The sequence below is a fragment of the Leifsonia sp. TF02-11 genome (assembly GCF_017565305.1).
GTDB lineage: Bacteria > Actinomycetota > Actinomycetes > Actinomycetales > Microbacteriaceae > Leifsonia.
Window position 1 is genome coordinate 466,687 of record NZ_JAGEKP010000004.1, and the last position, 21,583, is coordinate 488,269.

A 21,583-nucleotide genomic window follows, 5' to 3' on the forward strand; every position below is an offset into this window, starting at 1 on the left:
GATACCAGGCGTGTCGGCAAAGTGAGCCGCCAACCCGGTCATCCCGTCGTCACACTGTGCGGCGACGAGACGTCGAAACGGTGAGCGTCGGGCGCTCCCTTGAGGAGTGCGGTGAGATCGGCCGCCTTGAGCGCGGAGTCCTCCGCGCTCCCCCAGACCACGGTCGCGCCGCTGTCGCGCAGGGTGAACGACACATCGTCCTTGGTCTTGGCCGAGATCGTGTCGACCCGCGCGAGCACGTCGGCGGGCAGCGACGCGAGCACGGAGGAGGCCGCCGCGAACCCGGAATCCGCGTTCGCGTCCGCGGCCGCACCCGTCGCCGCGATCAACGGGTAGCCGGCCGGCCGCGCCGCGGTCGAGGAGATCGGGACCTTGGCCTCGTCGACGAGCACGAACGCCGATCCCTGCTGGATGACTCCGATCGGCTGGCGCTCCACGATCCGCACGACCAGGGTGTCGGGCGGCCGGCTCTCGAGCGTGTAGCTGCGGATGAGCGGGAACCCGGCGAGGTCGCTCGAGATCTCCGCCTGGTCGAGGAGTGCCAGCGGCGTGCCGACCTGGTCGCCGAGCTTCTTCGCGAGCGCCGATGCATCGAGTCGGGAGGCTCCGACGACCTCCACATGCCGGAGGGCGAGCAGCGGCGAGAGCCCGACGAGCACCACGCCGAGCACGAGGGCGACGACCACGCCCGCCGACCCCAGCCAGAGCATCCTCCTGTGCCGGGAACGCTTGGTGAACCTCCGCACCTCGCCGCGCTCGACCCGCTTGCGCTCGGCGCGCGCCGCTCGCAGCGCGCGGGAGATCTCCCGGTTGCTGGGCACCCGGCCGATCGACGGGTCCGGCGAGCTCAGCGCGGCCGTCGGCGTCTCTGCGGGCTTCTGGGCGGTCGTGCGGACGATCGGGATGGGTTCGGTGACGGTCCCGACCGCCGCAGGGCGCTCCTGCGCCGGCCGGGCCTCGGGGGGCGCCACGACCGCGGGGTCGGGAGCGCCCGCCCGCCCAGCGGCGGACCGGTCGAAACCCTGGGGACGCTTCACCGGCGCCTACTCGCGGACGCGGCGGAGCGAGTCGAGAAGCTGAGGGACGATGCGGTAGACGTCACCGCAGCCGAGCGTGATGACGAAGTCGCCTTCGCGGGCGATGGTCGCCGTGTGGTCGGCGGCCGCTTGCCAGTCGGCGATGAAGGCCACATGTTCGGGATGCTCGAAGCGCTCGGCGACGAGCGCGCCCGTCACGCCCGGCTCCGGGTCTTCACGCGCGCCGTAGACGTCGAGCACGACGGTCTCGTCCGCGTACGTCTCGAGCGTTTCGGCGAACTCCCGTGCGAAGAGCCTGGTCCGGCTGTAGAGGTGCGGCTGGTGGACGGCGATGATGCGCCCGTCGCCCACGACCGTCCGCGCGGCCGCCAGTGCGGCGGCCACCTCGGTGGGGTGGTGGGCGTAGTCGTCGTAGACGCTCACGCCGCCGACCGTGCCGTGCAGCTCGAAGCGGCGCTCCGTGCCGCCGAACTCCGCGATGGCCGCGAGCGACGCCGCGGGGTCGAAACCGAGCCCGGTGAGCACCGCGAACGCTCCACCGGCGTTGATGGCGTTGTGGTGTCCGGGCACCCGGAGCCGGGCGGTGTACTCCTGCCCCTGGTAGCTCAGGGCGAAGGAGACCGGGCCGTCGGTGACGATCGAGTGGACGCGCACATCGGCGTCGTCCGCCTCGCCGAAGGTGACGACCCGCTTCTCGGGCGCGACCTCGCGGAGTCGACGGTGGACGTGCGTCGCACCGGCGTCGTCCGACGACACGACGACGAACTCGTCCGCCTCCCTGGCGAAGGTCACGAAGGCGTCCTCGAACGCCTCCAGCGAGCCGTAGTGGTCGAGGTGGTCGGGGTCGACGTTGGTGATCAGGGCGACCGCGGTGTCGTAGAGCAGGAACGAGCCGTCCGACTCGTCGGCCTCGACGACGAACAGCTCGCCGCTGCCCGCCTGCGAGCTCTTGCCGAGCGAGGCGATGACCCCGCCGTTCACGAAGCTGGGGTCTTCGCCGAGGCCGAGCAGACCGGTGATGATCATGCCGGTCGACGTAGTCTTGCCGTGCGCGCCGGCGACGGCGACGAGACGCTTGCGGCTGATCAGCCACGCGAGCGCCTGCGACCGGTGCAGCACCGGGATGCCCTTCTCGAGCGCCAGCTGGTACTCCGGGTTGTCCTGCCACAGCGCACCGGTGACCACGAGCGTGTCGGCGTCGCCGACGTTCGCCGCGTCGTGGCCGATCGCGATGGTGGCGCCGAGAGCACGAAGCGCGTCGACGTTCGCCGAGTGCCGCACGTCCGACCCGGTCACGGTGTGACCGGACTCCAGGAACAGCCGCGCGATGCCGCTCATCCCCGAGCCGCCGATGCCGACGAAGTGCAGTGCGCCCAGGTCGTCGGGGATGGTGGCGTCGAGGTCGGGTTTGATCGTCACAGGTGCTGCTTTCGTTCCGCGAGTCGGGGTGAACAGAGTACAGGCTACGCGGCGAACCTCAGGATTCGGCCCAGGGCACTCCGATTGGGCACAGCGCACTCCGGATGAGCGCAGCGCACTCCGGCTTTGCACAGCGCACTCCGGATCAGCGCAGCGCGCTCCGGATCAGCGCGACCATCCGGTCCGAGCCGTCGCGCACGCCCGCGGTCGCGGCATGACGGGACATCGCCTCGACCGCCGGCCGGTCGGCCAGCAGCGGCAGCAGCCGACCATCGACCCAGGACGGCAGGAACTCGGCGTCGTCCACCAGGATGCCGCCTCCCGCGCCCACGACACCGGCCGCGTTGAAGCGCTGCTCTCCGTTGCCGATCGGGAACGGAACGTAGACCGCCGGGATGCCGAGGGCGGCGAACTCGCAGACGGTCGCGGCTCCGGCACGTGCGACGGCGAAGTCGGTCAGTGCGAACGCCAGATCCATGCGGTCGCAGTAGTCGAGGAGCCGGTAGTGCTCGATGCCGGGGTCGGTCAGCTCGCCACGACCGCCCTGGATGTGGAGCACCTGCCAGCCGGCGGCCGTCAGCTGCTTCGCACGGTCGGCGATCGTGCCGTTGAGCCGCCGCGCGCCGAGCGAGCCGCCCGTGACGAGCAGCGTCGGGCGCTCGTCCGCGAGCCCGAACTCGGCGAGTGCGGCCGGGCGGGCGGCCGCGCGATCGAGCTCCTCGATCTCGCGGCGGAGCGGCATCCCGACGAAGCGGGCATGCGGGAGCTTCGTGCCCTCGAAAGCGACGCCGACCCACGGCGTCGAACGCGCGCCGAGGCGATTCGCCAGCCCGGGTCGCGCGTTCGCCTCGTGCAGCGCGTACGGAACCTTCGCGCTGCGCGCGGCCGAGTACGCGGGTGCCGCGGCGTAGCCTCCGAACCCGACCACCACGTCGATGCCGCGATCGCGGATCAGCTCGGTCACGGTGCGGACCGCGCGCCGGTACTCGCCGGGGAAGCGCAGCGCCGCGGCGTTCGGCCGGCGCGGGAAGGGCAGCTTCGGGATGGTCGCGAGCTCGTAGCCGCGGTCGGGCACCAGTCGGGACTCCAGCCCCTCCTTCGTGCCGAGGACGACGACCTCCGCCGACGGGTCGTCGCGGCGCAACCGGTCGGCGACCGCGAGCAGCGGGTTGACGTGGCCGGCGGTGCCTCCGCCGGCCAGGAGGTAACGGCTCACGCTGCGGACCCCGAGCGGACGGGGGCCCCCTTGGCACGACGGGCGTCGCGGGCGTTCTGACGGGCGAAGGACAACACGATGCCGATTGCGATCATGGAACTGATCATCGCAGTCCCTCCCGCAGAGATCAGTGGGAGCGGGACGCCGAGCACCGGGATGACGCCCAGCACGACGGCGATGTTCACGAACGCCTGGAAGATCAGCCACACCATGATGGCCGCCGTCGTGACGCGCGGGAAGGGGTCGGTCGAGGAGTGGATGATGCGCAGGAACACGATCGCGAGCATCACGAAGAGCAGCAGCACCACGATCGCACCGATGAGGCCGAGCTCCTCCCCGATGATGGCGAAGATGAAGTCGGTGTCTGCGGCGGGCAGCCACGACCACTTGGAGTGGGAGTTGCCCAGTCCCACTCCGAACACCCCGCCGGAGGCGAGGGCGTAGAAGCCGTTGTCGATCTGCCAGTTGACGTCGGGGTTCGCGGCGCTCGACCCGCCGAAGAGCGCGGCGATGCGCCCCATCCGGCTGGCGCTCGACATCGCGACGACGACGGCGACGATGGCGACCCCGGCCAAGCCGACGAGCAGATAGCGGATCTTCACGCCGGCGAAGTAGAGGCCGCCGAGCACGAACGCGGCCATGACGACCGTCGTGCCGAGGTCGCCGCCGAGCACCACCACGCCGATGGCGCCTCCCGCGATCGGCAGGATCGGCAGGGCGACATGGCGCCAGTCGTCGATCAGGTCCTGCTTGCGGGCCAGCACGACGCCGAGCCAGACCACCAGGGCGAGCTTGATGGCCTCCGACGGCTGGCCGACGAAGCCGCCGATCCGGATCCAGTTGCGGTTGCCGCCGATCTCGACGCCGAGCGGCGTCACGAGCACCAGGAACTGCAGGAAGCACGCCGCCCCGAGGATGAACCAGATCGAGCGCTTCCAGAACGCCATCGGGATCCGCGACACGATGAACATCAGCGGGAGGCCGATGAGCGTGTACGCGCCCTGCGACCAGAACCGGGAGAAGAAGTTGTCGGTGTCGTTGTGCGACTCGACGGACGACGACGACAGCACCATCACGAGCCCGAAGACCACCATGAAGAGGGTGATCCCGAGGAGCAGGAAGTAGTCGGCCGACTCGCTGTTCATGGCGCGACCGAGCGAGATCCGCGCGGCCAGTGCGCCCGACCGTGACCCGGATCCGGGTTCCGGATCGGAACCGTCAGGCGCCGGGCGGAGCCGAGGCGGAGTGGTCGTCATCCGCCTCACCTCCAAAAAACTCGTTCACGGCCGCCTGGAAGAGGCGGCCTCGTTCCGCGTAGTCGGCGAACTGGTCCATCGACGCCGCCGCCGGCGCGAGCAGGACGGTGTCGCCCTCGCGGGCGAGCCCGCCGGCCAATCGCACCGCCGTCGGCATGACTCTCTCAGTCTCGTCGGCGTCCACCTCGAGCACCGGCAGCCCGGGGGCGTGTCGCTCGAATGCGGCGAGCAGCGCCGACCGGTCCACCCCGATCAGCACGGCGCCGCGCAGCCGGCCGGAGTGCGCCGCGACGAGCTGCTCGATGTCGACGCCCTTGAGCAGGCCGCCGACCACCCAGACCACCGACGGGTACGCGCGGAGGGACGCGTCCGCCGCGTGCGGATTGGTGGCCTTGGAGTCGTCCACCCAGCTGACCCCGGCCTCCACGCGCACGAGCTCGATGCGGTGGGCGTCGAGACGGAACGCGGTGAGCACGTCGCGGATCACCTGCGGCTCGACCCCGTAGGAGCGCGCGAGCGCGCTGGCGGCCAGGATGTTCGCCACGACGTGCGGCGCTGCCAGTCCGGCCTCCGCCAGTTCGTCGAGGGTGGTGAGCTCGATGGCGCTGTTACGGCGGTCTTCGAGGAACGCGCGGTCGCACAGGATGCCGTCCACGATGCCGAAATCGCTGGGACCCGGCACGTCGAGACCGAAGCCGATGGCCCTGGCGCCCTCGACGACCTCCGCCTCCTCGACCATGCGGAGCGTGGTGAGGTCGGCGCGGTTGTAGACGCACGCGACCTGCGCGTTGTCGTAGACCTTCGCCTTCGCCGCGATGTACGCCTCCAGCGAGCCGTGCCAGTCGAGGTGGTCGTCGGCGATGTTCAGGCAGGCCGCGGAGTACGGGAAGAGATGACCGCCGCGATTGCGGTTCACCCAGTGCAGCTGGTAGCTGGACAGCTCGACCACGAGCACGTCGAAGCCCTCGGGGTCCCGGATCGCGTCGAGCACCGGCACCCCGATGTTGCCGCACGGAGCGACACGGGAACCGCCCGCGAGCAGCATCGTCGCCGTCAGCTGCACCGTGGTCGTCTTGCCGTTCGTTCCGGTGACGCAGATCCAGTCGGCGGGGCTGCCGTCCGGACCGGTGACCTTGTCGCGCAGGCGCCAGGCGAGCTCGATGTCGCCCCATACGGCGATGCCCTGCTGCTCCGTCCAGAGCAGCAGCGGGTGATCCCAGTGGAACCCGGGAGAGACCACGACGAGCTCCGGGTCGAACTCGACGAGCCGTGCGGGGGGCGTGCCGAGGTCGGCCTGCTCGAGCAGTTCTGCCCCGATCACCTCCAGCAGCATGGCGCGCTCCTGGTCGGCATGCGCGGCGACGACGAGGACCTCGGCGCCGAGCTCGGCCAGGGTGTCGGCCACGGAGAAGCCGGTCACCCCGAGGCCGAAGACCGCGACGCGCAGCCCCCGCCAGTCGTGATGCCAGCTGGTGAGGGCCTCCAGGCGCTCGTTCGGCGACGTCACGTCGCGAGCCACTCGAGGTAGAACGAGCCGACGCCGGCGGCGACCAGCAGGCCGCCGATGATCCAGAACCGCACGACGACGGTGATCTCTGCCCAGCCCTTCAACTCGAAGTGATGATGGATGGGACTCATCAGGAAGATGCGTCTGCCGTGCGTGAGCTTGAAGTACGCGCGCTGGACGATCACCGACCCGGCCTCGATGACGAACAGGCCGCCGATGAGCACGAGGAGGAGTTCGGTGTGGCTGAGAATCGCCAGCGCGGCGACGGCACCGCCGAGCGCGAGCGAACCGGTGTCGCCGAGGAAGATCTGGGCGGGCGAGGTGTTCCACCAGAGGAAGCCGACCACCGCTCCGACGATCGCCGTCGCGACGATCGCCAGGTCGAAGGGATCGCGCACGCTGTAGCACTTGGCGATGTTCTCGGGGTTCAGGGTCGGGCTGGCGCACGACTGGATGGACTGCCAGAACCCGATGATGATGTACGCGCCGATCGCCAGGATGCTCGCCCCGGAGGCGAGACCGTCGAGGCCGTCGGTGACGTTCACGCCGTTGGAGGTGGCGGCGACGATGAAGTTGATCCAGATCAGGTAGAGCCCGTAGCCCACCAGCACGCCGATGACGCCGAACTTGGTGATCGACCCGAAGTCGATCGGCAGGTCGCGGATGAACGAGACGCTCATGGTCGCCGGGGTGTACCCGCGCGCGTCGGGGAACCCGACGGCGAGGAACGCCCAGATCGTCGCGACCACGACCTGACCGGCGACCTTGGCCCAGCCGGTGAGTCCGAGGCTGCGCTCCCTGCGCGTCTTGAGCAGATCGTCGATGAAGCCGACCACCCCGAGGCCGACCATCAGGAACAGGACGAGCAGCGCCGACACGCTCGTCTCGTCGCCGGTGAGCAGGAGCGCGGTGAAGTAGCCGAAGAGCGTGCCGATGATGACGACGATGCCGCCCATGGTCGCGGTGCCGCGCTTGGCGTGGTGGCTCTGCGGGCCGTCGTCGCGGATGAACTGCCCCCACTGCAGGCGGCGGAAGAGCCGGATGAAGAGCGGGGTGAGGAACAGTGTGAACGCCATCGACAGCGCGCCGGAGGTCAGAAGGGCTCTCACGAGAAGAATTCTCCCAGTCGGTCGCCGAGGAACCGGAGCCCCGCGGAGTTGGACGACTTGACGAGCACGGTGTCACCGGCGCGCAGCGTCGAGGACAGGTGGTCGAACGCCTCGTCCTGGGTCTCGAAGAACAGCGACTCGCCGTCCCACGACCCCTCGTTGATCGCGGTGATGTGCATCCGGCGCGCGGACGGGCCGACGATCACCAGCTGATCGATCCCGAGGCGCACGGCGAGCAGCCCGATACGGTCGTGCTCCTCGCCGGAGAACTCGCCCAGCTCGCTCATCTCGCCGAGGACGGCGACGGTGCGCTCCCCCGGCTCGGAGATCTGCGCCAGGGTCTTGATGGCCGCGGCCATCGAGTCCGGGCTCGCGTTGTACGCGTCGTTGATGACGGTGACGCCGCGGGCGCCGCCGAGGACCTCCATGCGCCAGCGTTCGGCGCGCTGCACGGTCTCGAGCGCTCCGACGATCGTGTCGATGTCGACGCCGAGCGTGTGCGCTGCCGCCGCGGCTGCCAGCGCGTTCATCACGTGGTGCTCGCCGAGGACGCGGAACTGCACGGGGCGGGACTCGCCGTCGCCCTCCACGCCGGTGGGCGACGGCAGGTGCAGCGTGAACGCCGTGCCCCTGGCCGTCGACCGCACGTCGGACGCGCGGACGGCCGCGCGGTCGTCGAGCCCGAACCACAGCACGCGCGCCGCGGTCTTGTCGGCCATCGAGGCGACTCGCGGGTCGTCGAGGTTGAGCACGGCGACGTCGGACTCCAGCAGGTCGCTGACCATCTCCGTCTTGGCGGCGAGCGTCTTCTCGATGCCGCCGAACTCGCCCGCGTGGGCGAGGCCGACCTTGAGCACGATCCCGATGTCGGGGCGCGCCATGCGCACCAGCCTGGCGATCTCGCCGATACCGCTCGCACCCATCTCGGCGACGAGGTACTGGGTCTCCTCCGTGACCTCCAGCATCGTGACAGGGGCGCCGACCTCGTTGTTGAACGACGCGCGCGGCGCGATGGTCGGGCCGAGCTGTTCCAGGATCGCCCGCAGCAGGTTCTTGGTGGTCGTCTTGCCGTTGGAGCCGGTGACTCCGACGATCTTCAGCGTGCCGAGGGCGCGCACCCGCGCGATGACCTCAGTGGCGAGGTCGCCGAGGGCGGTCACCGTGTCGGCCACGAGCAGCTGCGGTACCGGCAGGTCGAGGGCGTGATCCACGACCACGAGTGCGGCGCCGGCCTCGACGGCCTGCGGGGCGAAGAGGTGGCCGTCGGTCACCTCTCCCGGCTTGGCGAAGAAGATCGTGCCGGGCACGACCTCCCGCGAGTCGGTGGTCGAGAGGCCGTCGACGACGGTCTCGGGAGTCGCCGCCGTGCCGTCGGGGAGCACGACGCCGTCGAGCAGCAGCGTGCCACGGGTCGCGGCGGCGATCTCGGCGAGGGTGAGGGGGATCACTACAGCCACCCGGCCTCTCGCAAGGCCAGCCGGGCGTCGTCGCGCGCCGAGTACGGGAGGCGCTGCCCGGCGACCTCCTGATAGTCCTCGTGGCCGGGGCCGGCGTAGAGCACGACGTCGCCGTCGCCCGCGAGGGCGAGGGCCGCCCGGAAAGCGGCGCGCGGGTCGGCCACCTCGTAGAGCTCGGCGTCGGGCACCGCGGCGCGGGCACCGTCGAGCAGCGCGGCCCGGATCGTCGCCGGGTCCTCCGAGCGCGGGTGGAAGTCGGTGATGACGACCGCGTCGGCGCCGCGGGCCGCGATCGCGCCCATGTCGGCCCGCTTGGTGGTGTCGCGGTCGCCGTCGGCGCCGAACACCATGACGATGCGGCCCTCCGTGACGCGGCGCAGCGCGCCGAGGAGCGACTCGAAGGCGTCGGGAGTGTGCCCGTAGTCGATGAAGACGACGGGGCCGTGCTCGCCGGAGAGCCGCTCGGTGCGGCCCGGCACGTAGGCGTCGATGCCGCCGTCGCGGTCGAGGGCCGCGCCGATGGCGTGGAGGTCGTAGCCGGACTCCACCAGCATCACGATCGCGAGAGCGGCGTTGGCGGCGTTGTACGCGCCGAGCAGCGGCACGCGGGTCTCGAGACGCCGCCCGTCGGGACCGGACAGCTCGAACACGGTGTCCTCGAGCGTCTCGGCGAGCACCGTCAGCGTCCAATCCGCGTCGACGCCCGGCACGCTGGCGAGCGTCGACACCGGGATGCGCGACTGCTCGACGAGCGCGCGGCCCCACTCGGAGTCGACGGTGACGACACCCCGGCGCGCCCGGTCCGGCTGGAACAGCTCGAGCTTGGCGGCGAAGTAGTCGTCCATCGCGGCGTAGTCGTCGAGGTGGTCGTGGCTGAGGTTGGTGAAGCCCACGACGTCGAACTCGATGCCGTCGACGCGGTGGCGGCTCAGTGCCTGCGCCGACACCTCCAGAGCGACCGCACGGACGCCCTCCTCGCGCATCCGCGCCAGCAGTGCGTGCAGCTCGCTCGCCTCCGGGGTCGTGAGCTTGCTCGTGATCGCGTGGTCGCCGATCCGGCGCTCCGCCGTCGAGGACAGGCCGGCGACGACGCCGAGCTGACCGAGGATCGCGTAGAGCAGATAGACGACGCTGGTCTTGCCGTTGGTGCCGGTGACGCCGAACAGCGTCGCGGCGTTCTCGTCGGTGCGGTAGACCCACGCGGCGACGGCGCCGAGCGCGGCGCGCGGATCGGGCGTGACGATGACCGGCAGACCCGAGTCGGCGGCGAGCTGCGCGCCGACCTCGTCGGTGAGCACGGCGACGGCACCCGCTTCGGCCGCGGCGGCGGCGAAGCTCGCTCCGTGCACGTTCTTGCCCGGCACGCCGACGTAGAGGTCGCCCGGCTCGACCGCCGAGCTCGCGAGGGCGGCGCCGGTGACCTCGACGGCGTCGAGATCACCTCGCACGTCCAGACCGAACTCCGCGACCAGCTGGGCGAGCGGGCGGGCGACGGGATGCTCGGGGCGCAGAGAGGAGGGCGCCGGTCCTGTCACGGGGCTCACTTTCACTAGACGGGCATCGCTCACTGGACCGTGGTCTCAGTAATACGGCGGGTAGTCGGCCGGGCTCGACGTCGAAGGCTTCACCCGGTAGGTCTTCAGCACCTGGCTCATGATCGTGTGGAACAGCGGAGCGGCGGCTGCCGACGAAGTAATGGTAGTCGGGAACCCGAGGTTGACCGAAACGACGTACTGCGGATCGTCGACCGGCGCGATGCCCATGACCGAGACGTAGTACGACGGCAGATAGCCGCCCTTCCCGTCCGCCTGCTGGGCCGTTCCGGTCTTCGCCGCGACGCGGTAGCCCGGGATCTGGAGCTGTTTCGCGAGCTCGCCCTTGGTGGTCACCGACTCCATCATCCCGAGCGTGGTGCCGGCCGCACCGGGCGAGACGACGTTCACCGGCGTGGGCTTCGGCGCGTCGGTCACGGTGCCGTCCGCCTGCTTGCAGCCTTCGACCATCGTCAGCGGGATGCGGGTGCCGCCGTTCGCGAGCGCCTGGTACGCGCTCACCATCTGCAGCTGGGTCGCCGAGACGCCCTGGCCGAACATGGTCGCGTACTTGGTCTGGTCGTCCCAGTCCTTGACCGGGTTCAGCTGGCCGGAGGACTCGTTGGGATATGGGAGGCCCGTCTGCTCGCCGATCCCGAACTTCTTGAGGTAGTCGTACCTGGACTGGTCGGTCAGCCGCTGGCCGAGCTGCGACATGCCGGTGTTCGACGACATCATCAGGACGCCGGTCAACGTCAGGCGCAGCGGCGCGTGGTACCCCGAGTCGTGGAGGTCGGCGCCCTTGCCGGACTTCCACTCGTAGGGCGCGAGCACCTGCGTCGTGGGGTTCGCCTTGCCCTGGTCGATGAGCATGGCCGCGGTGAGCGCCTTGAACGTCGACCCCGGCTCGCGCGGGTCGGTGAAGGTCTGCAGCCGCCAGTACGACGGATCGGTCGCGTCGATGTTGTTCGGATCGAGCGCGGGCCACTGGGCGATCGCCTTGACCTTGCCGGTCTTGGCCTCCGCCACGGTCACGTAGCCGAACTTCGACCCTGTCGCGGCGACCTGCTGCGCCAAAGTCTGCTCGGCGAACCACTGGAGGTCGCTGTCGATGGTGAGCTCGAGCGTGCCGCCGTCCTTGGCCTTCTGCTGCACGACCGTGCTGCCGGGGATGGCGACACCGTCGGCGCCGCGCTGATAGGTCTCCTTGCCGTTCTCCCCCGCAAGGCAGGTGTTCTCGCTGTCCTCCAGGCCTCCGTTGCCCGCCTGCGAGACGTAGCCGATCAGATTGCCGGCGACCGCTCCGTTGGGATAGCTGCGCGCCTGCTTCTTGTCGAACGTGAGCCAGGGGTACGGGAGCTTGGCGAGTTTGTCGAAGACGGTCACGTCCATGCCCGACTTGATCAGCACGTACTTCGACTTGGGGTTGTCCTTGAGTGCGTCGTCGAAGAGCTTCACGACGGCGTCGCCGCCCTGGCCGGTGATGGCCCCGATCTTCGCCGCGGCCTCCACCATCTTGTCCCGGCCACCCGCGATCGCGTCGGACGGCGAGGCCTGAGCGGTGTACGTGTAGATCGTGGTCGCGAGGACCTTGCCGCTCGCGTCCACGATGTCGCCGCGGTTGCCGTAGAGGACCGTCGAGTCCTCCTTGGCGTTCACGGACTTGCGCTGCAGCTCGTCGGCTCTGACCACCTGGATATCGACCAGCTTGCCGCCGAGGATGGCGACGAACGCCGCGACGGCGACGACGGTCAGGGCCGTCCGCCGCCGCAGCATCTTCCTGTTGAGCATGGAGAGCCTGTCCCGTCCGCTGTCGCGTCAGTGTCCGTGTCAGTGCGTCACCGGTGTCGGCAACGCTCCCTGCAACGGTACGGACGGCTTCGCGGGAGTCGTGGACGCCGCACCCGCGGCTACGGAACTCTCAGCTTGAGTGGCGGCCGCCTGGCCCGCCGCACCCTGGCCAGCCACCAACGGCACACCGTTCAGCTGCGCGTTGGGAACCAGGTTGCCCTGGCCCCCCGTCACCGTGCCCGCGGCGCCGTTCGCCGCGACGGGCGCACCGAGCACCGCGCCGTCGGAGAGCCGCAGATAGGCGGGGTTGCTGTTGCTGACCATGCCGAGCGCGTTCGCGTTGGCGGCCAGGTTCTGCGGCGATGTCAGCCTGTTGAGATCCTCCGAAGCAGCCTGGTAGCTGCGCTGCAGCTCCGTCTGCTTGGTCTGCAGTGAGCTCAGTTGGTAGGCCCCCTGCGAGACCCCGATGCTCAGGAGGAGTTGGGTCACCACGATCACGAGAAGCGCGGAGACGGCCGTGATCGCGTACACCGTGCGCGGGCGCGCCCGGCGCTGGCTGCGGGTGGAGACCACCTCGAGGTGCGTGCGGCGCTCGCGTTCCGGCCGCTGCGGCCTGTCGAGAGCCGGCTCCTCCAGCTTGGGCGCTGTCGCGGCGGTGGACGCCGGTACGTGCCAGGCCATGGTGGGACGTCTGCGGACGCCCACCCCCAGGTCGTTGCTGCTCACGAGCCCCTCCTCACTCGTTCGGCCGCACGCAAGCGCACGGGCGTGGCCCGCGGGTTGGCGGCCTTCTCGTCGTCGTCCGCCAACTCGGCCCCGCGGATCAGGAGCTTCAGCTGCGGCTGGTGCTCAGGCAGCTCGACGGGAAGCCCCGCCGGCGCGCTGGAGCGCGACCTGGTCTGGAGCTCGCGCTTGACGATGCGGTCCTCCAGCGACTGGTAGGACTCCACGACGATGCGACCGCCCACCTCGAGTGCGTCGATCGCGGCGGGGATGGCGCGCTCCAGCACCGCAAGCTCCTGGTTCACCTCGATGCGCAGCGCCTGGAACACGCGCTTGGCCGGGTGCCCCTGCCGCTGGACCGCGACCGGGGTCGCCTTCTGCAGGATGTCCACCAGCTGGCCGGAGCGCACGATCGGGGCCGACTCGCGCTCCTCGACGATGCGACGCGCATAGCGGGCGGCCAGCTTCTCTTCTCCGTAGTCGCGGAAGATGCGGCGCAGGTCGGCCTCGGAGTACGTCGCGAGCACCACCTCCGCTGTCAGCTCGCTGGTGCCGTCCATCCGCATGTCGAGCGGTGCGTCCTTCGAGTACGAGAAGCCGCGTTCGACGCGGTCGAGCTGCAGCGACGAGACGCCGAGGTCGAAGAGCACGCCGTCGATCCGGTCGATGCCCAGCCCGTCGAGGGCCTCGCGGATGCCGTCGTAGACGGTGTGCACGAGGTGGACGCGGTCGCCGAACCGCTCCAGGCGGGCGCCGGCGATGGCGAGAGCTTCCGGGTCGCGGTCGAGACCGACGAGCACGACGTCGGGGAAGCGCTCGAGCACGCCGGCCGAGTGGCCGCCCATGCCGAGCGTCGCGTCGACGAAGACCGCTCCCGGCTTCGCGAGGGCGGGCCCGAGGAGCTCGATGCAGCGCTCCAGCAGTACGGGGGTGTGGATGTCGTCCGTCATGTCCGCACCCGGGAGGGTCGGCCCCTGGTTCCGGATCCCCATCCATTCCGACCTGCCACCGGGGAAGTGGTGTCAGGGCGTATGGCTGGGAGTCCGGCGCCAGGCGCTAGAACAGTCCCGGGATCACCTCCTCCTCCGTGTTCGCGAATGCTGCCTCCTGCTCAGCGAGGTAGGTCTCCCACGCCTCGGCGTCCCAGATCTCGGCGCGGCTGCCCGCTCCGATCACGACCAGGTCTCTGTCGAGACCCGCGTACGTCCGCAACGGGGTCGGGATCGTGACCCGGTTCTGCTTGTCCGGCACCTCCGCGCTCGCCCCCGAGAGGAAGACGCGCAGGTAATCCCTGGCCTGCTTGCTGGTCACCGGCGCCTGCCGGATCTTCTCGTGGAGGGACTCGAACTCCCGCTGCGAGAAGACGTAGACGCAGTGTTCCTGGCCGCGGGTCAGCACGAGGCCGGAGGCGAGCTCATCCCGGAATTTGGCCGGCAGGATGATGCGCCCCTTCTCGTCCAGTTTCGGGGCATAGGTGCCGAGGAACATCGGTCCCACCCCCACTCTCCCGGCCACGGTTGCGGTGTGCCTCCACTTTACTCCACTCTCATCCACAAAGTCAGCACCATTGACCGTTTTGCCCCGTTTAGGGGTGTAAAAACCCCGTGAATCCGCGACAAAACGCGGTGGAGGGAAATGGAGGAGATGAGCGTCCAAAGGGAGGGCCGAACACACGAAAAAGGGCCGATCCGAAGATCGGCCCTGAGGTCGGGGTGCGCCGGGGTGCGCTGTGGAGGGGCTAGCCCTGCCCGTCCTGCCGCTTGTCCCAGCGATCGTTCATGCGGTCCATGAAACCGGGCTGACCGCGTGTCGGCTTGCCCGTCTTTCCTGCGGCTGCGGCGTCGGGATCGATCGCGACGCGCTTGCCGGGCGCGATCGCCAGCAGGACGCCGGCGAACATCACGACGAAGCCGAGGATTCCGACGATCGGCAGCTGGACGAAGACGCCGGTCACCAGAACGGCGACACCGACGACGGCGACGAGCACACCGAGGACGATCGAACGATAAGCGGGACGCGCCCGCTTGCCTCCGACCTTGGCGACGAAATCTGCGTCGTTCTGGTAGAGACTGCGTTCCATCTCTTCGAGGAGGCGCTGCTCATGTTCCGAAAGCGGCATCCGGATCCCCCTCTTTCTAGCGGGTTCTAGGCGTTGTGTGGCCGATTGTAGCCGCACCACTCTGACTAGGCTATACGTGTGTCTGAAAGCATCCGATTCGTCGACCTCATCCAGTCAAGAATCGATGGATTCTTCGATGCACGTGCATCCATTCTCGTCTCGATAGCGGATGAACTCGCCCCGATCGCGGCTTTTTCGAGGGATTTTCTCAGCGGCGGCAAGCGCTTCCGTGCCCTTTTCTGCTTCTGGGGGTGGCAGGCGGTCAGGACGACCGGTGACGAGCCGGACGACGCCCCGGTCACGGCGGGCGGCCCGCTCGACGCAGTGGTGTCCGTCGCATCGGCCCTCGAGCTGTTCCACGCGGCCGCGCTGGTGCACGACGACCTCATCGACAACTCCGACACCCGCCGCGGAAAGCCGGCGGCCCACCGGCGTTTCGAGCACCTGCACGAGCAGGAGGGCTGGCTGGGCTCCGGCGCCGCGTTCGGCACGGGAGCCGCGACGCTGCTGGGCGACTACCTCCTCATCCTGAGCGACGAGCTCTTCGACGAAGGGCTCACCCAGACCGTGAGCGCCTCGGCGCGGCGCTCGGCGCGCGCGGAGTTCAACCGGATGCGACTCGACGTCACCGCCGGTCAGTACCTCGACATCTTCGAGGAGATCGGCTGGGCGGGCAGGCCCGACGCGGATCAGCTCGCCAGGGCCGAACGCGTCATCGTCTACAAGTCGGCCAAATACTCCATCGAGTCACCCCTGCTGATCGGCGCCAGCCTCGCGGGCGCGACGGTCGGGCAACTCGACTCGCTCCGCCGCTTCGGCCTCCCGCTCGGCATCGCGTATCAGCTGCGCGACGACCTCCTCGGCGTCTTCGGCGACGCGGAGGTCACCGGCAAGCCGAGCGGAGACGATCTGCGCGAGGGCAAGCGGACCGTGCTGATCGCCCTGACCCGCCAGGCCGTCCCCGCCGGAGCCCGCGCGACGCTCGACGAACTGCTCGGCGACCCCGACCTCACCGCGCAGCAGATCGAGACGCTTCAGATGACCATCCGGGAGTCCGGCGCTGTCGAGAAGGTCGAGAAGATGATCGCCGACAACGTGGACCGGGCGATCGAGGCACTGGAGGGCGCGCAACTGGGCGCGGGAGCGCGCGCGCAGCTCCGCGACCTCGCGATCACGGTGACGCGGCGCTCGTACTGAGGCCGGGCCGCACCTGCGCCCGGCCGGACGCTCAGGCCAGGGCCTGGGCGACTCTGCGCACCTCGGCCTTGCGGCCCGCGCGCAGCGCCTCGATCGGGGCGGTGCCCAGGCTCTCGTCGTCCGTCAGGAGCCAGTCCACCGCCTCCTCGTCGTCGAAGCCGTTGTCCGCGAGCACGATGAGAGTGCCGTGGAGCTCGCTGAGGGGTTCGCCGTCGCGGAGGAAGACGGCGGGGACTTTGACGACGCCGTCGATGCGCTTCGCCGCGAGGTGGCGGTCTTCGATGAGGCGGCGCACCCGGCTGACACCGAGTCCCAGCTGCTCCACAAGGTCGGGGATGGTGAGCCACTCGGTGGCCTGGACCTGCTCGTTCACAACAACAAGCGTGCCACGACCCCGCGGTGAGCACGAGTCGGATGGAATGTTACGGTCGTGTTAACTGTTGTCACATCCGCCACACTGGTTGACTCCTTACTCAAGGTGTGTCAGCGTGGGGATCGGCCATGTCACTCACGGAGGGGTCGACCATGTCTGCGATCGAGAGCACGAAACGTCAACGGCGACCGCACGGACGCACCGGCGGCCTGCTGGGCACCGTGCCGATCGCCGTCGCCGGCAGCATCGCCGTGACCCTCAACCTCCTGAGCCCCGCACACGCCGCCGCCGACGCCGAACGCGAACGCGCGCCGGAGAAGAGCGACGCGACAGGTCCGCAGAAGACCGTCGGCGTCGACACGATCCGGGGATCGTTCGCGCAGGGAGCCGAGACGGCCTCCCCCGCCGACACCGACACCGCAGCGGCACCCGCGACCTACCGGGTGCAGACCGGCGACACGGTATCGGCCATCGCCGCCCGCTTCGGGCTCTCGACGGCGGCCGTCCTCGCGCTCAACGGACTCAGCTGGAAGAGCCTGATCTTCCCCGGCCAGGTGCTGGCCCTCGGCGGCGCGCCGACACCGGTCTCCGCTCCCGCACCCGCTCCGGCCCCCGCTCCGTCTGCGACCTCGTACACGGTCGTCCGCGGCGACACGATCAGCGGGATCGCCGCCCGGTTCGGGCTGCGCACGGCGGTCGTGCTCAGCGCCAACGGTCTCAGCAGCTCGAGCATCATCTACCCCGGGCAGCGCATCGCCATCCCCGGCGTCGCCGCCGCATCGGTCGACACGCCGAGGGCCGTGGTCGCCCCCGCACCCGTGGTCACCGCGCCGGCGCCGGCACCCGCACCGACGGTCCAGCCGGGGCAGGTCGTGCCCCTCACCGACGAGATGCGCGCCAACGCCGCCCTGATCGTCCGCATCGGCGAGCGGGAGGGCGTGCCCGCCCAGGGCATCGTGGTCGCCCTCGCCGCCGCGGCCCAGGAGTCCGGTCTGCGCAACGTCCGCTACGGCGACCGCGACTCGCTCGGGCTGTTCCAGCAGCGCCCGAGCACCGGCTGGGGCACGCCGGACGAGGTGCTCGATCCCACACGCGCGACCCTCGCGTTCTACGGCGGCCCGAACAACCCCAACAAGGGCCGCACGCGCGGCCTCCTCGACATCCCGAACTGGTCGGCGATGAGCGTCACGCAGGCCGCACAGGCCGTCCAGATCTCGGCGTTCCCCGACGCGTACGCGAAGTGGGAGACCTCGGCGCGCGCGTGGCTCGCGCAACTCGGGTGACCAGAAGGTCACAGCAGGGTCACGGCCCCGCAGCACACCGGTGTTTTGCAGGGTTCACGCACCCGCTGTTCCCTAGACTCGACCCGTGACCACGAGCCAAACCGACCCGATGATCGGACGTCTGATCGACGGCCGCTATCAGGTGCGCTCGCGGATCGCCCGAGGCGGCATGGCCACCGTCTACCTCGCCACCGATCTGCGCCTCGAGCGCAGGGTCGCGATCAAAATCATGCACGGCCACCTCGCCGACGACAGCACGTTCAAGAGCCGGTTCGTCCAGGAGGCGCGGTCGGCGGCGCGCCTGGCGCACCCCAACGTGGTGAACGTCTTCGACCAGGGCCAGGACTCCGACATGGCCTACCTGGTGATGGAGTACCTCCCGGGCATCACGCTGCGCGACCTCCTGAAGGACTACGGCAAGCTCACCCCCGAGCAGACCATCGACATCATGGAGGCCGTGCTCAGCGGCCTCGCCGCCGCGCACAAGGCCGGCATCGTGCACCGCGATCTCAAGCCGGAGAACGTGCTGCTGGCCGACGACGGGCGCATCAAGATCGGCGACTTCGGACTGGCGCGCGCCGCCAGCGCGAACACCGCGACCGGTCAGGCGCTCCTCGGCACGATCGCCTACCTCTCCCCCGAGCTCGTCACCCGCGGCGTCGCCGACGCGCGCAGCGACATCTACGCGCTGGGCATCATGATGTACGAGATGCTCACCGGCACCCAGCCGTTCCACGGCGAGCAGCCGATGCAGATCGCGTATCAGCACGCGAACGACCCGGTGCCCGCGCCGAGCAGCGTCAACCCGGCGGTTCCCCCGGAGCTCGACGAGCTCGTGCTCTGGGCGACCGAGAAGGACCCCGACCGGCGGCCCTCCGACGCGCGCGAGATGCTCGACCGACTGATCGAGGCCGAGAAGTCCATCCGCGGCGACGCGGTGCTGCAGCCGACGATGGTGCTGCCCCCGGCCTTCGAGGCGAACGACGGTGAGACGCAGATCATCAACCCGGCCATCCGCCAGCAGGTCGCCTCCGCAGCGCCCACCGCGACGGATACGCTCACCGCTGCCGCGCGTCGCCGACGGGGCAAAGGCTGGTGGCTCTTCGCCCTGGTGCTCGTGCTCGCGGCGGTCGCCGGGGGAACCGGCTGGTACTTCGGGTCGGGACCGGGATCGCTGGTGACAGTGCCGAACGTGGTGAGCCAGGCTCCGGCTGCGGCGACCGCCACGCTCACCAACCTCGGGTTCAAGACGGCCCAGGCGCAGGAGTACAGCGTCACCGTGCCCGCCGGCCAGGTGTCGAGCACCGATCCGAAGGCGGGGGCGTCGGCCGGACGCGGCAGCACCGTCACTCTGCGGATCTCGCAGGGACCGAAGCCTGTCACCATCCTGCCGCTCGCGGGCAAGACCCTCGACGTCGCCACGTCGGAGATCACCGGCGTCGGCGCCAAGGTCGGCGACGCCGTCAAGCAGTTCGACCCGAAGGTGCCCGCGAACACGGTCATCTCGGCGACCCGAGCCTCCGACGGCAGCGACATCTCGGGCGGCGGCGGCTACTTCGAAGCGGCGACGGTGAACCTCGTCGTCTCGGTCGGCCCCGTGCCCGACGTCGCCGGGATGTCGGTCTCGGACGCCCAGGCCGCCCTGCAGAAGGTCGGGCTGCTGACCACCGCCGGCCCGCAGAGCTACAGCGACACGGTCGACAAGGGCAACGTGATCGCGGCACAGGCGCAGAAGGAAGGCCCCGTGCATCCCGGCGACACGCTGGCGCTCGAGACCTCCAAGGGCCCGGAGCCCGTTCCGGTGCCCGACGTCGTCGGTCAGACCTGGGACAAGGCGAAGGCCGCGCTTCAGGCGGCCGGCTTCCAGCTCAAGTACAGCGCGGCGGCCGACCTGTTGCCCGGCGCCTTCGTCGTCTCCAAGGTGTCGCCCGCCGCCGGTACGCAGGCACCCAAGGGCTCCACCGTCACGGTTAACTTCGCCGGCTTCTGAGCCGCCGCTGGCGGGCGCTCCCCTCGAGCCTCTCCCCTCGAGCGCCGAAGGGCACGTCGTTGTCGCTTCTCGCGTCGAGAAGTGACAACGACGTGCCCTTCGGCTGTCGTCGCGGGGCGGGTCAGCCCTGGCTGAGCTCCTCCGCCACGAGGAAGGCGAGCTCCAGCGACTGCATGTGGTTCAGTCGCGGGTCGCACAGCGACTCGTAGCGGGTCGCCAAGGTCTCCTCGTCGATGTGCTCGGAACCGCCCAGGCACTCGGTGACGTCGTCGCCCGTCAGCTCCACGTGGATGCCGCCCGGGTGCGTACCCGCCGCACGGTGCGCCTCGAAGAAGCCCTTGACCTCGTCCACGACGTCGTCGAACCGGCGGGTCTTGTAGCCGTTCGGCGTCGTGAGCCCGTTGCCGTGCATCGGATCGGTCACCCACAGCGGGTTCGCGTCCGACCGCTTGACGGCCTCCAGCAGCGGCGGGAGGGCATCGCGGATCTTCCCCGCACCCATCCGGGTGATGAACGTCAGACGCCCGGGCTCGCGCTCGGGGTCGAGCGCGTCGATGAGGCGCCGCATGTCGTCGGCCGTCGTCGTCGGGCCGAGCTTGACGCCGATCGGGTTGCGGACGCGCGACAGGAAGTCGACGTGCGCACCGTCGAGGTCGCGCGTGCGCTCGCCGATCCAGACGAAGTGCGCCGACGTGTTGTACGGGGTGCCGGTGCGCGAGTCGATGCGTGTCATCGGACGCTCGTAGTCCATGAGCAGCGCCTCGTGGCTGGAGTAGAACTCCACCCGCGTGAGCTCGTCGAAGTCCGCTCCCGCGGCCTCCATGAACTTGATGGCGCGGTCGATCTCGCGGGCGAGACCCTCGTAGCGCTGGTTGGCCGGATTGGCCGCGAAGCCCTTGTTCCAGCTGTGCACCTCGCGCAGGTCGGCGAAGCCGCCCTGCGTGAACGCGCGGATGAGATTCAGCGTGGAGGCGGCGGTGTGGTAGCCCTGGATCAGGCGGCGCGGGTCGGCCTCCCGCGACTCCGGGGTGAAGTCGTAGCCGTTGACGATGTCGCCGCGGTAGGCCGGCAGCGTCACACCGCCGCGGGTCTCGGTGTCGCTGGAACGCGGCTTGGCGAACTGACCGGCCATGCGGCCCATCTTGATGACCGGCACCGATGCGCCGTAGGTCAGCACGACCGCCATCTGCAGGACCGTCTTGACCCGGTTGCGGATCTGGTCGGCGGTCGCTCCGGCGAACGTCTCGGCGCAGTCGCCGCCCTGCAGCAGGAACGCATTGCCCTGCGCAGCGCGCGCGAGCCGCGAGCGCAGCTGGTCCACCTCGCCGGCGAACACCAGCGGGGGCAGCGTCGCGATCTCGGCCGACGCGGCGGCGGCGGCCTCCGGATCGGGCCAGCTCGGCTGCTGCTTGATCGGGAGCGTGCGCCAATACTCCAGGCCCTCGATCACGGAGTCGTCAGGTTTCACGACGGGATCTGTGGTCTGCAGCACTGTTCTGTTCCGCTCGGTCGGGTGGAAGGGGGATAACCGAGCCTATCGCGCCGGACGGGGGTCGTGCGCAGCGCGACCGGAT

The 21,583-nt window shown here is 70.0% G+C and carries 18 protein-coding genes; 3 read left to right on the top strand and 15 right to left on the bottom strand.

What is annotated here, in order from left to right; translation table 11 throughout:
• Positions 1-38: 38 nt before the first annotated feature.
• From JNB50_RS08045 to JNB50_RS08105, 13 genes are all read right to left on the bottom strand, one after another.
• A complete protein-coding gene (locus JNB50_RS08045) occupies positions 39-1,037 on the bottom strand; it encodes an FtsQ-type POTRA domain-containing protein (protein WP_208039569.1) in 999 nt (332 codons plus the stop codon).
• Between the two features lie 6 nt (positions 1,038-1,043).
• Entirely contained in the window at positions 1,044-2,456 is a 1,413-nt protein-coding gene (gene murC / locus JNB50_RS08050; RefSeq protein WP_208039570.1) for a UDP-N-acetylmuramate--L-alanine ligase, read from the bottom strand.
• 145 nt (positions 2,457-2,601) lie between these two features.
• Complete coding sequence (locus tag JNB50_RS08055) at positions 2,602-3,672, bottom strand: glycosyltransferase (protein WP_208039571.1); 1,071 nt, start codon at positions 3,670-3,672, stop codon at positions 2,602-2,604.
• Positions 3,669-4,928: a putative lipid II flippase FtsW gene (ftsW, locus tag JNB50_RS08060; protein WP_208039572.1), complete on the bottom strand. Its 1,260-nt coding sequence runs from the start codon at positions 4,926-4,928 to the stop codon at positions 3,669-3,671. Before ftsW ends, JNB50_RS08055 begins: the two co-directional genes overlap by 4 nt.
• Complete coding sequence (gene murD / locus JNB50_RS08065) at positions 4,891-6,435, bottom strand: UDP-N-acetylmuramoyl-L-alanine--D-glutamate ligase (RefSeq protein ID WP_208039573.1); 1,545 nt, start codon at positions 6,433-6,435, stop codon at positions 4,891-4,893. The genes ftsW and murD overlap by 38 nt, the downstream gene beginning before the upstream one ends.
• On the bottom strand, positions 6,432-7,544 hold the full coding sequence (gene mraY / locus JNB50_RS08070) for a phospho-N-acetylmuramoyl-pentapeptide-transferase (protein WP_208039574.1): 1,113 nt from the start codon (positions 7,542-7,544) through the stop codon (positions 6,432-6,434). Before mraY ends, murD begins: the two co-directional genes overlap by 4 nt.
• Positions 7,541-8,992, bottom strand: a complete 1,452-nt coding sequence (gene murF, locus JNB50_RS08075) for a UDP-N-acetylmuramoyl-tripeptide--D-alanyl-D-alanine ligase (protein ID WP_208039575.1) — start codon at positions 8,990-8,992, stop codon at positions 7,541-7,543. Before murF ends, mraY begins: the two co-directional genes overlap by 4 nt.
• A complete protein-coding gene (locus JNB50_RS08080; RefSeq protein WP_208039576.1) occupies positions 8,992-10,536 on the bottom strand; it encodes a Mur ligase family protein in 1,545 nt (514 codons plus the stop codon). The genes murF and JNB50_RS08080 overlap by 1 nt, the downstream gene beginning before the upstream one ends.
• Before the next feature lie 45 nt (positions 10,537-10,581).
• Positions 10,582-12,324: a penicillin-binding protein 2 gene (locus JNB50_RS08085; RefSeq protein WP_208039577.1), complete on the bottom strand. Its 1,743-nt coding sequence runs from the start codon at positions 12,322-12,324 to the stop codon at positions 10,582-10,584.
• Between the two features lie 39 nt (positions 12,325-12,363).
• Positions 12,364-13,050 carry a hypothetical protein gene (locus JNB50_RS08090; protein WP_307794642.1) on the bottom strand — a complete coding sequence of 229 codons (687 nt, stop codon included), beginning with the start codon at positions 13,048-13,050 and terminating at the stop codon, positions 12,364-12,366.
• On the bottom strand, positions 13,047-13,997 hold the full coding sequence (gene rsmH / locus JNB50_RS08095) for a 16S rRNA (cytosine(1402)-N(4))-methyltransferase RsmH (RefSeq protein WP_208039693.1): 951 nt from the start codon (positions 13,995-13,997) through the stop codon (positions 13,047-13,049). Before rsmH ends, JNB50_RS08090 begins: the two co-directional genes overlap by 4 nt.
• A gap of 106 nt (positions 13,998-14,103) precedes the next feature.
• Positions 14,104-14,535 carry a division/cell wall cluster transcriptional repressor MraZ gene (gene mraZ, locus JNB50_RS08100; protein WP_208039578.1) on the bottom strand — a complete coding sequence of 144 codons (432 nt, stop codon included), beginning with the start codon at positions 14,533-14,535 and terminating at the stop codon, positions 14,104-14,106.
• A 250-nt stretch (positions 14,536-14,785) separates the two neighbouring features.
• On the bottom strand, positions 14,786-15,166 hold the full coding sequence (locus JNB50_RS08105; protein ID WP_208039579.1) for a DUF3040 domain-containing protein: 381 nt from the start codon (positions 15,164-15,166) through the stop codon (positions 14,786-14,788).
• 78 nt (positions 15,167-15,244) lie between these two features.
• On the opposite strand from JNB50_RS08105, the gene JNB50_RS08110 reads away from it, so the two are divergent.
• A complete protein-coding gene (locus JNB50_RS08110) occupies positions 15,245-16,363 on the top strand; it encodes a polyprenyl synthetase family protein (protein ID WP_208039580.1) in 1,119 nt (372 codons plus the stop codon).
• 31 nt (positions 16,364-16,394) lie between these two features.
• Here the strand turns inward: JNB50_RS08110 and JNB50_RS08115 are convergent, their stop codons facing one another.
• Positions 16,395-16,736 carry an Rv2175c family DNA-binding protein gene (locus JNB50_RS08115; protein WP_208039581.1) on the bottom strand — a complete coding sequence of 114 codons (342 nt, stop codon included), beginning with the start codon at positions 16,734-16,736 and terminating at the stop codon, positions 16,395-16,397.
• Positions 16,737-16,888: 152 nt separating this feature from the next.
• On the opposite strand from JNB50_RS08115, the gene JNB50_RS08120 reads away from it, so the two are divergent.
• Both JNB50_RS08120 and pknB read left to right on the top strand, forming a co-directional pair.
• A complete protein-coding gene (locus JNB50_RS08120; protein WP_208039582.1) occupies positions 16,889-18,019 on the top strand; it encodes a LysM peptidoglycan-binding domain-containing protein in 1,131 nt (376 codons plus the stop codon).
• 85 nt (positions 18,020-18,104) lie between these two features.
• On the top strand, positions 18,105-20,009 hold the full coding sequence (pknB, locus tag JNB50_RS08125; RefSeq protein ID WP_208039583.1) for a Stk1 family PASTA domain-containing Ser/Thr kinase: 1,905 nt from the start codon (positions 18,105-18,107) through the stop codon (positions 20,007-20,009).
• Between the two features lie 121 nt (positions 20,010-20,130).
• Here pknB and JNB50_RS08130 read toward each other — a convergent pair whose 3' ends face one another.
• Positions 20,131-21,459, bottom strand: coding sequence for a class II 3-deoxy-7-phosphoheptulonate synthase (locus JNB50_RS08130; RefSeq protein ID WP_208039694.1), 1,329 nt, complete (start codon positions 21,457-21,459; stop codon positions 20,131-20,133).
• Positions 21,460-21,583: the final 124 nt, after the last annotated feature.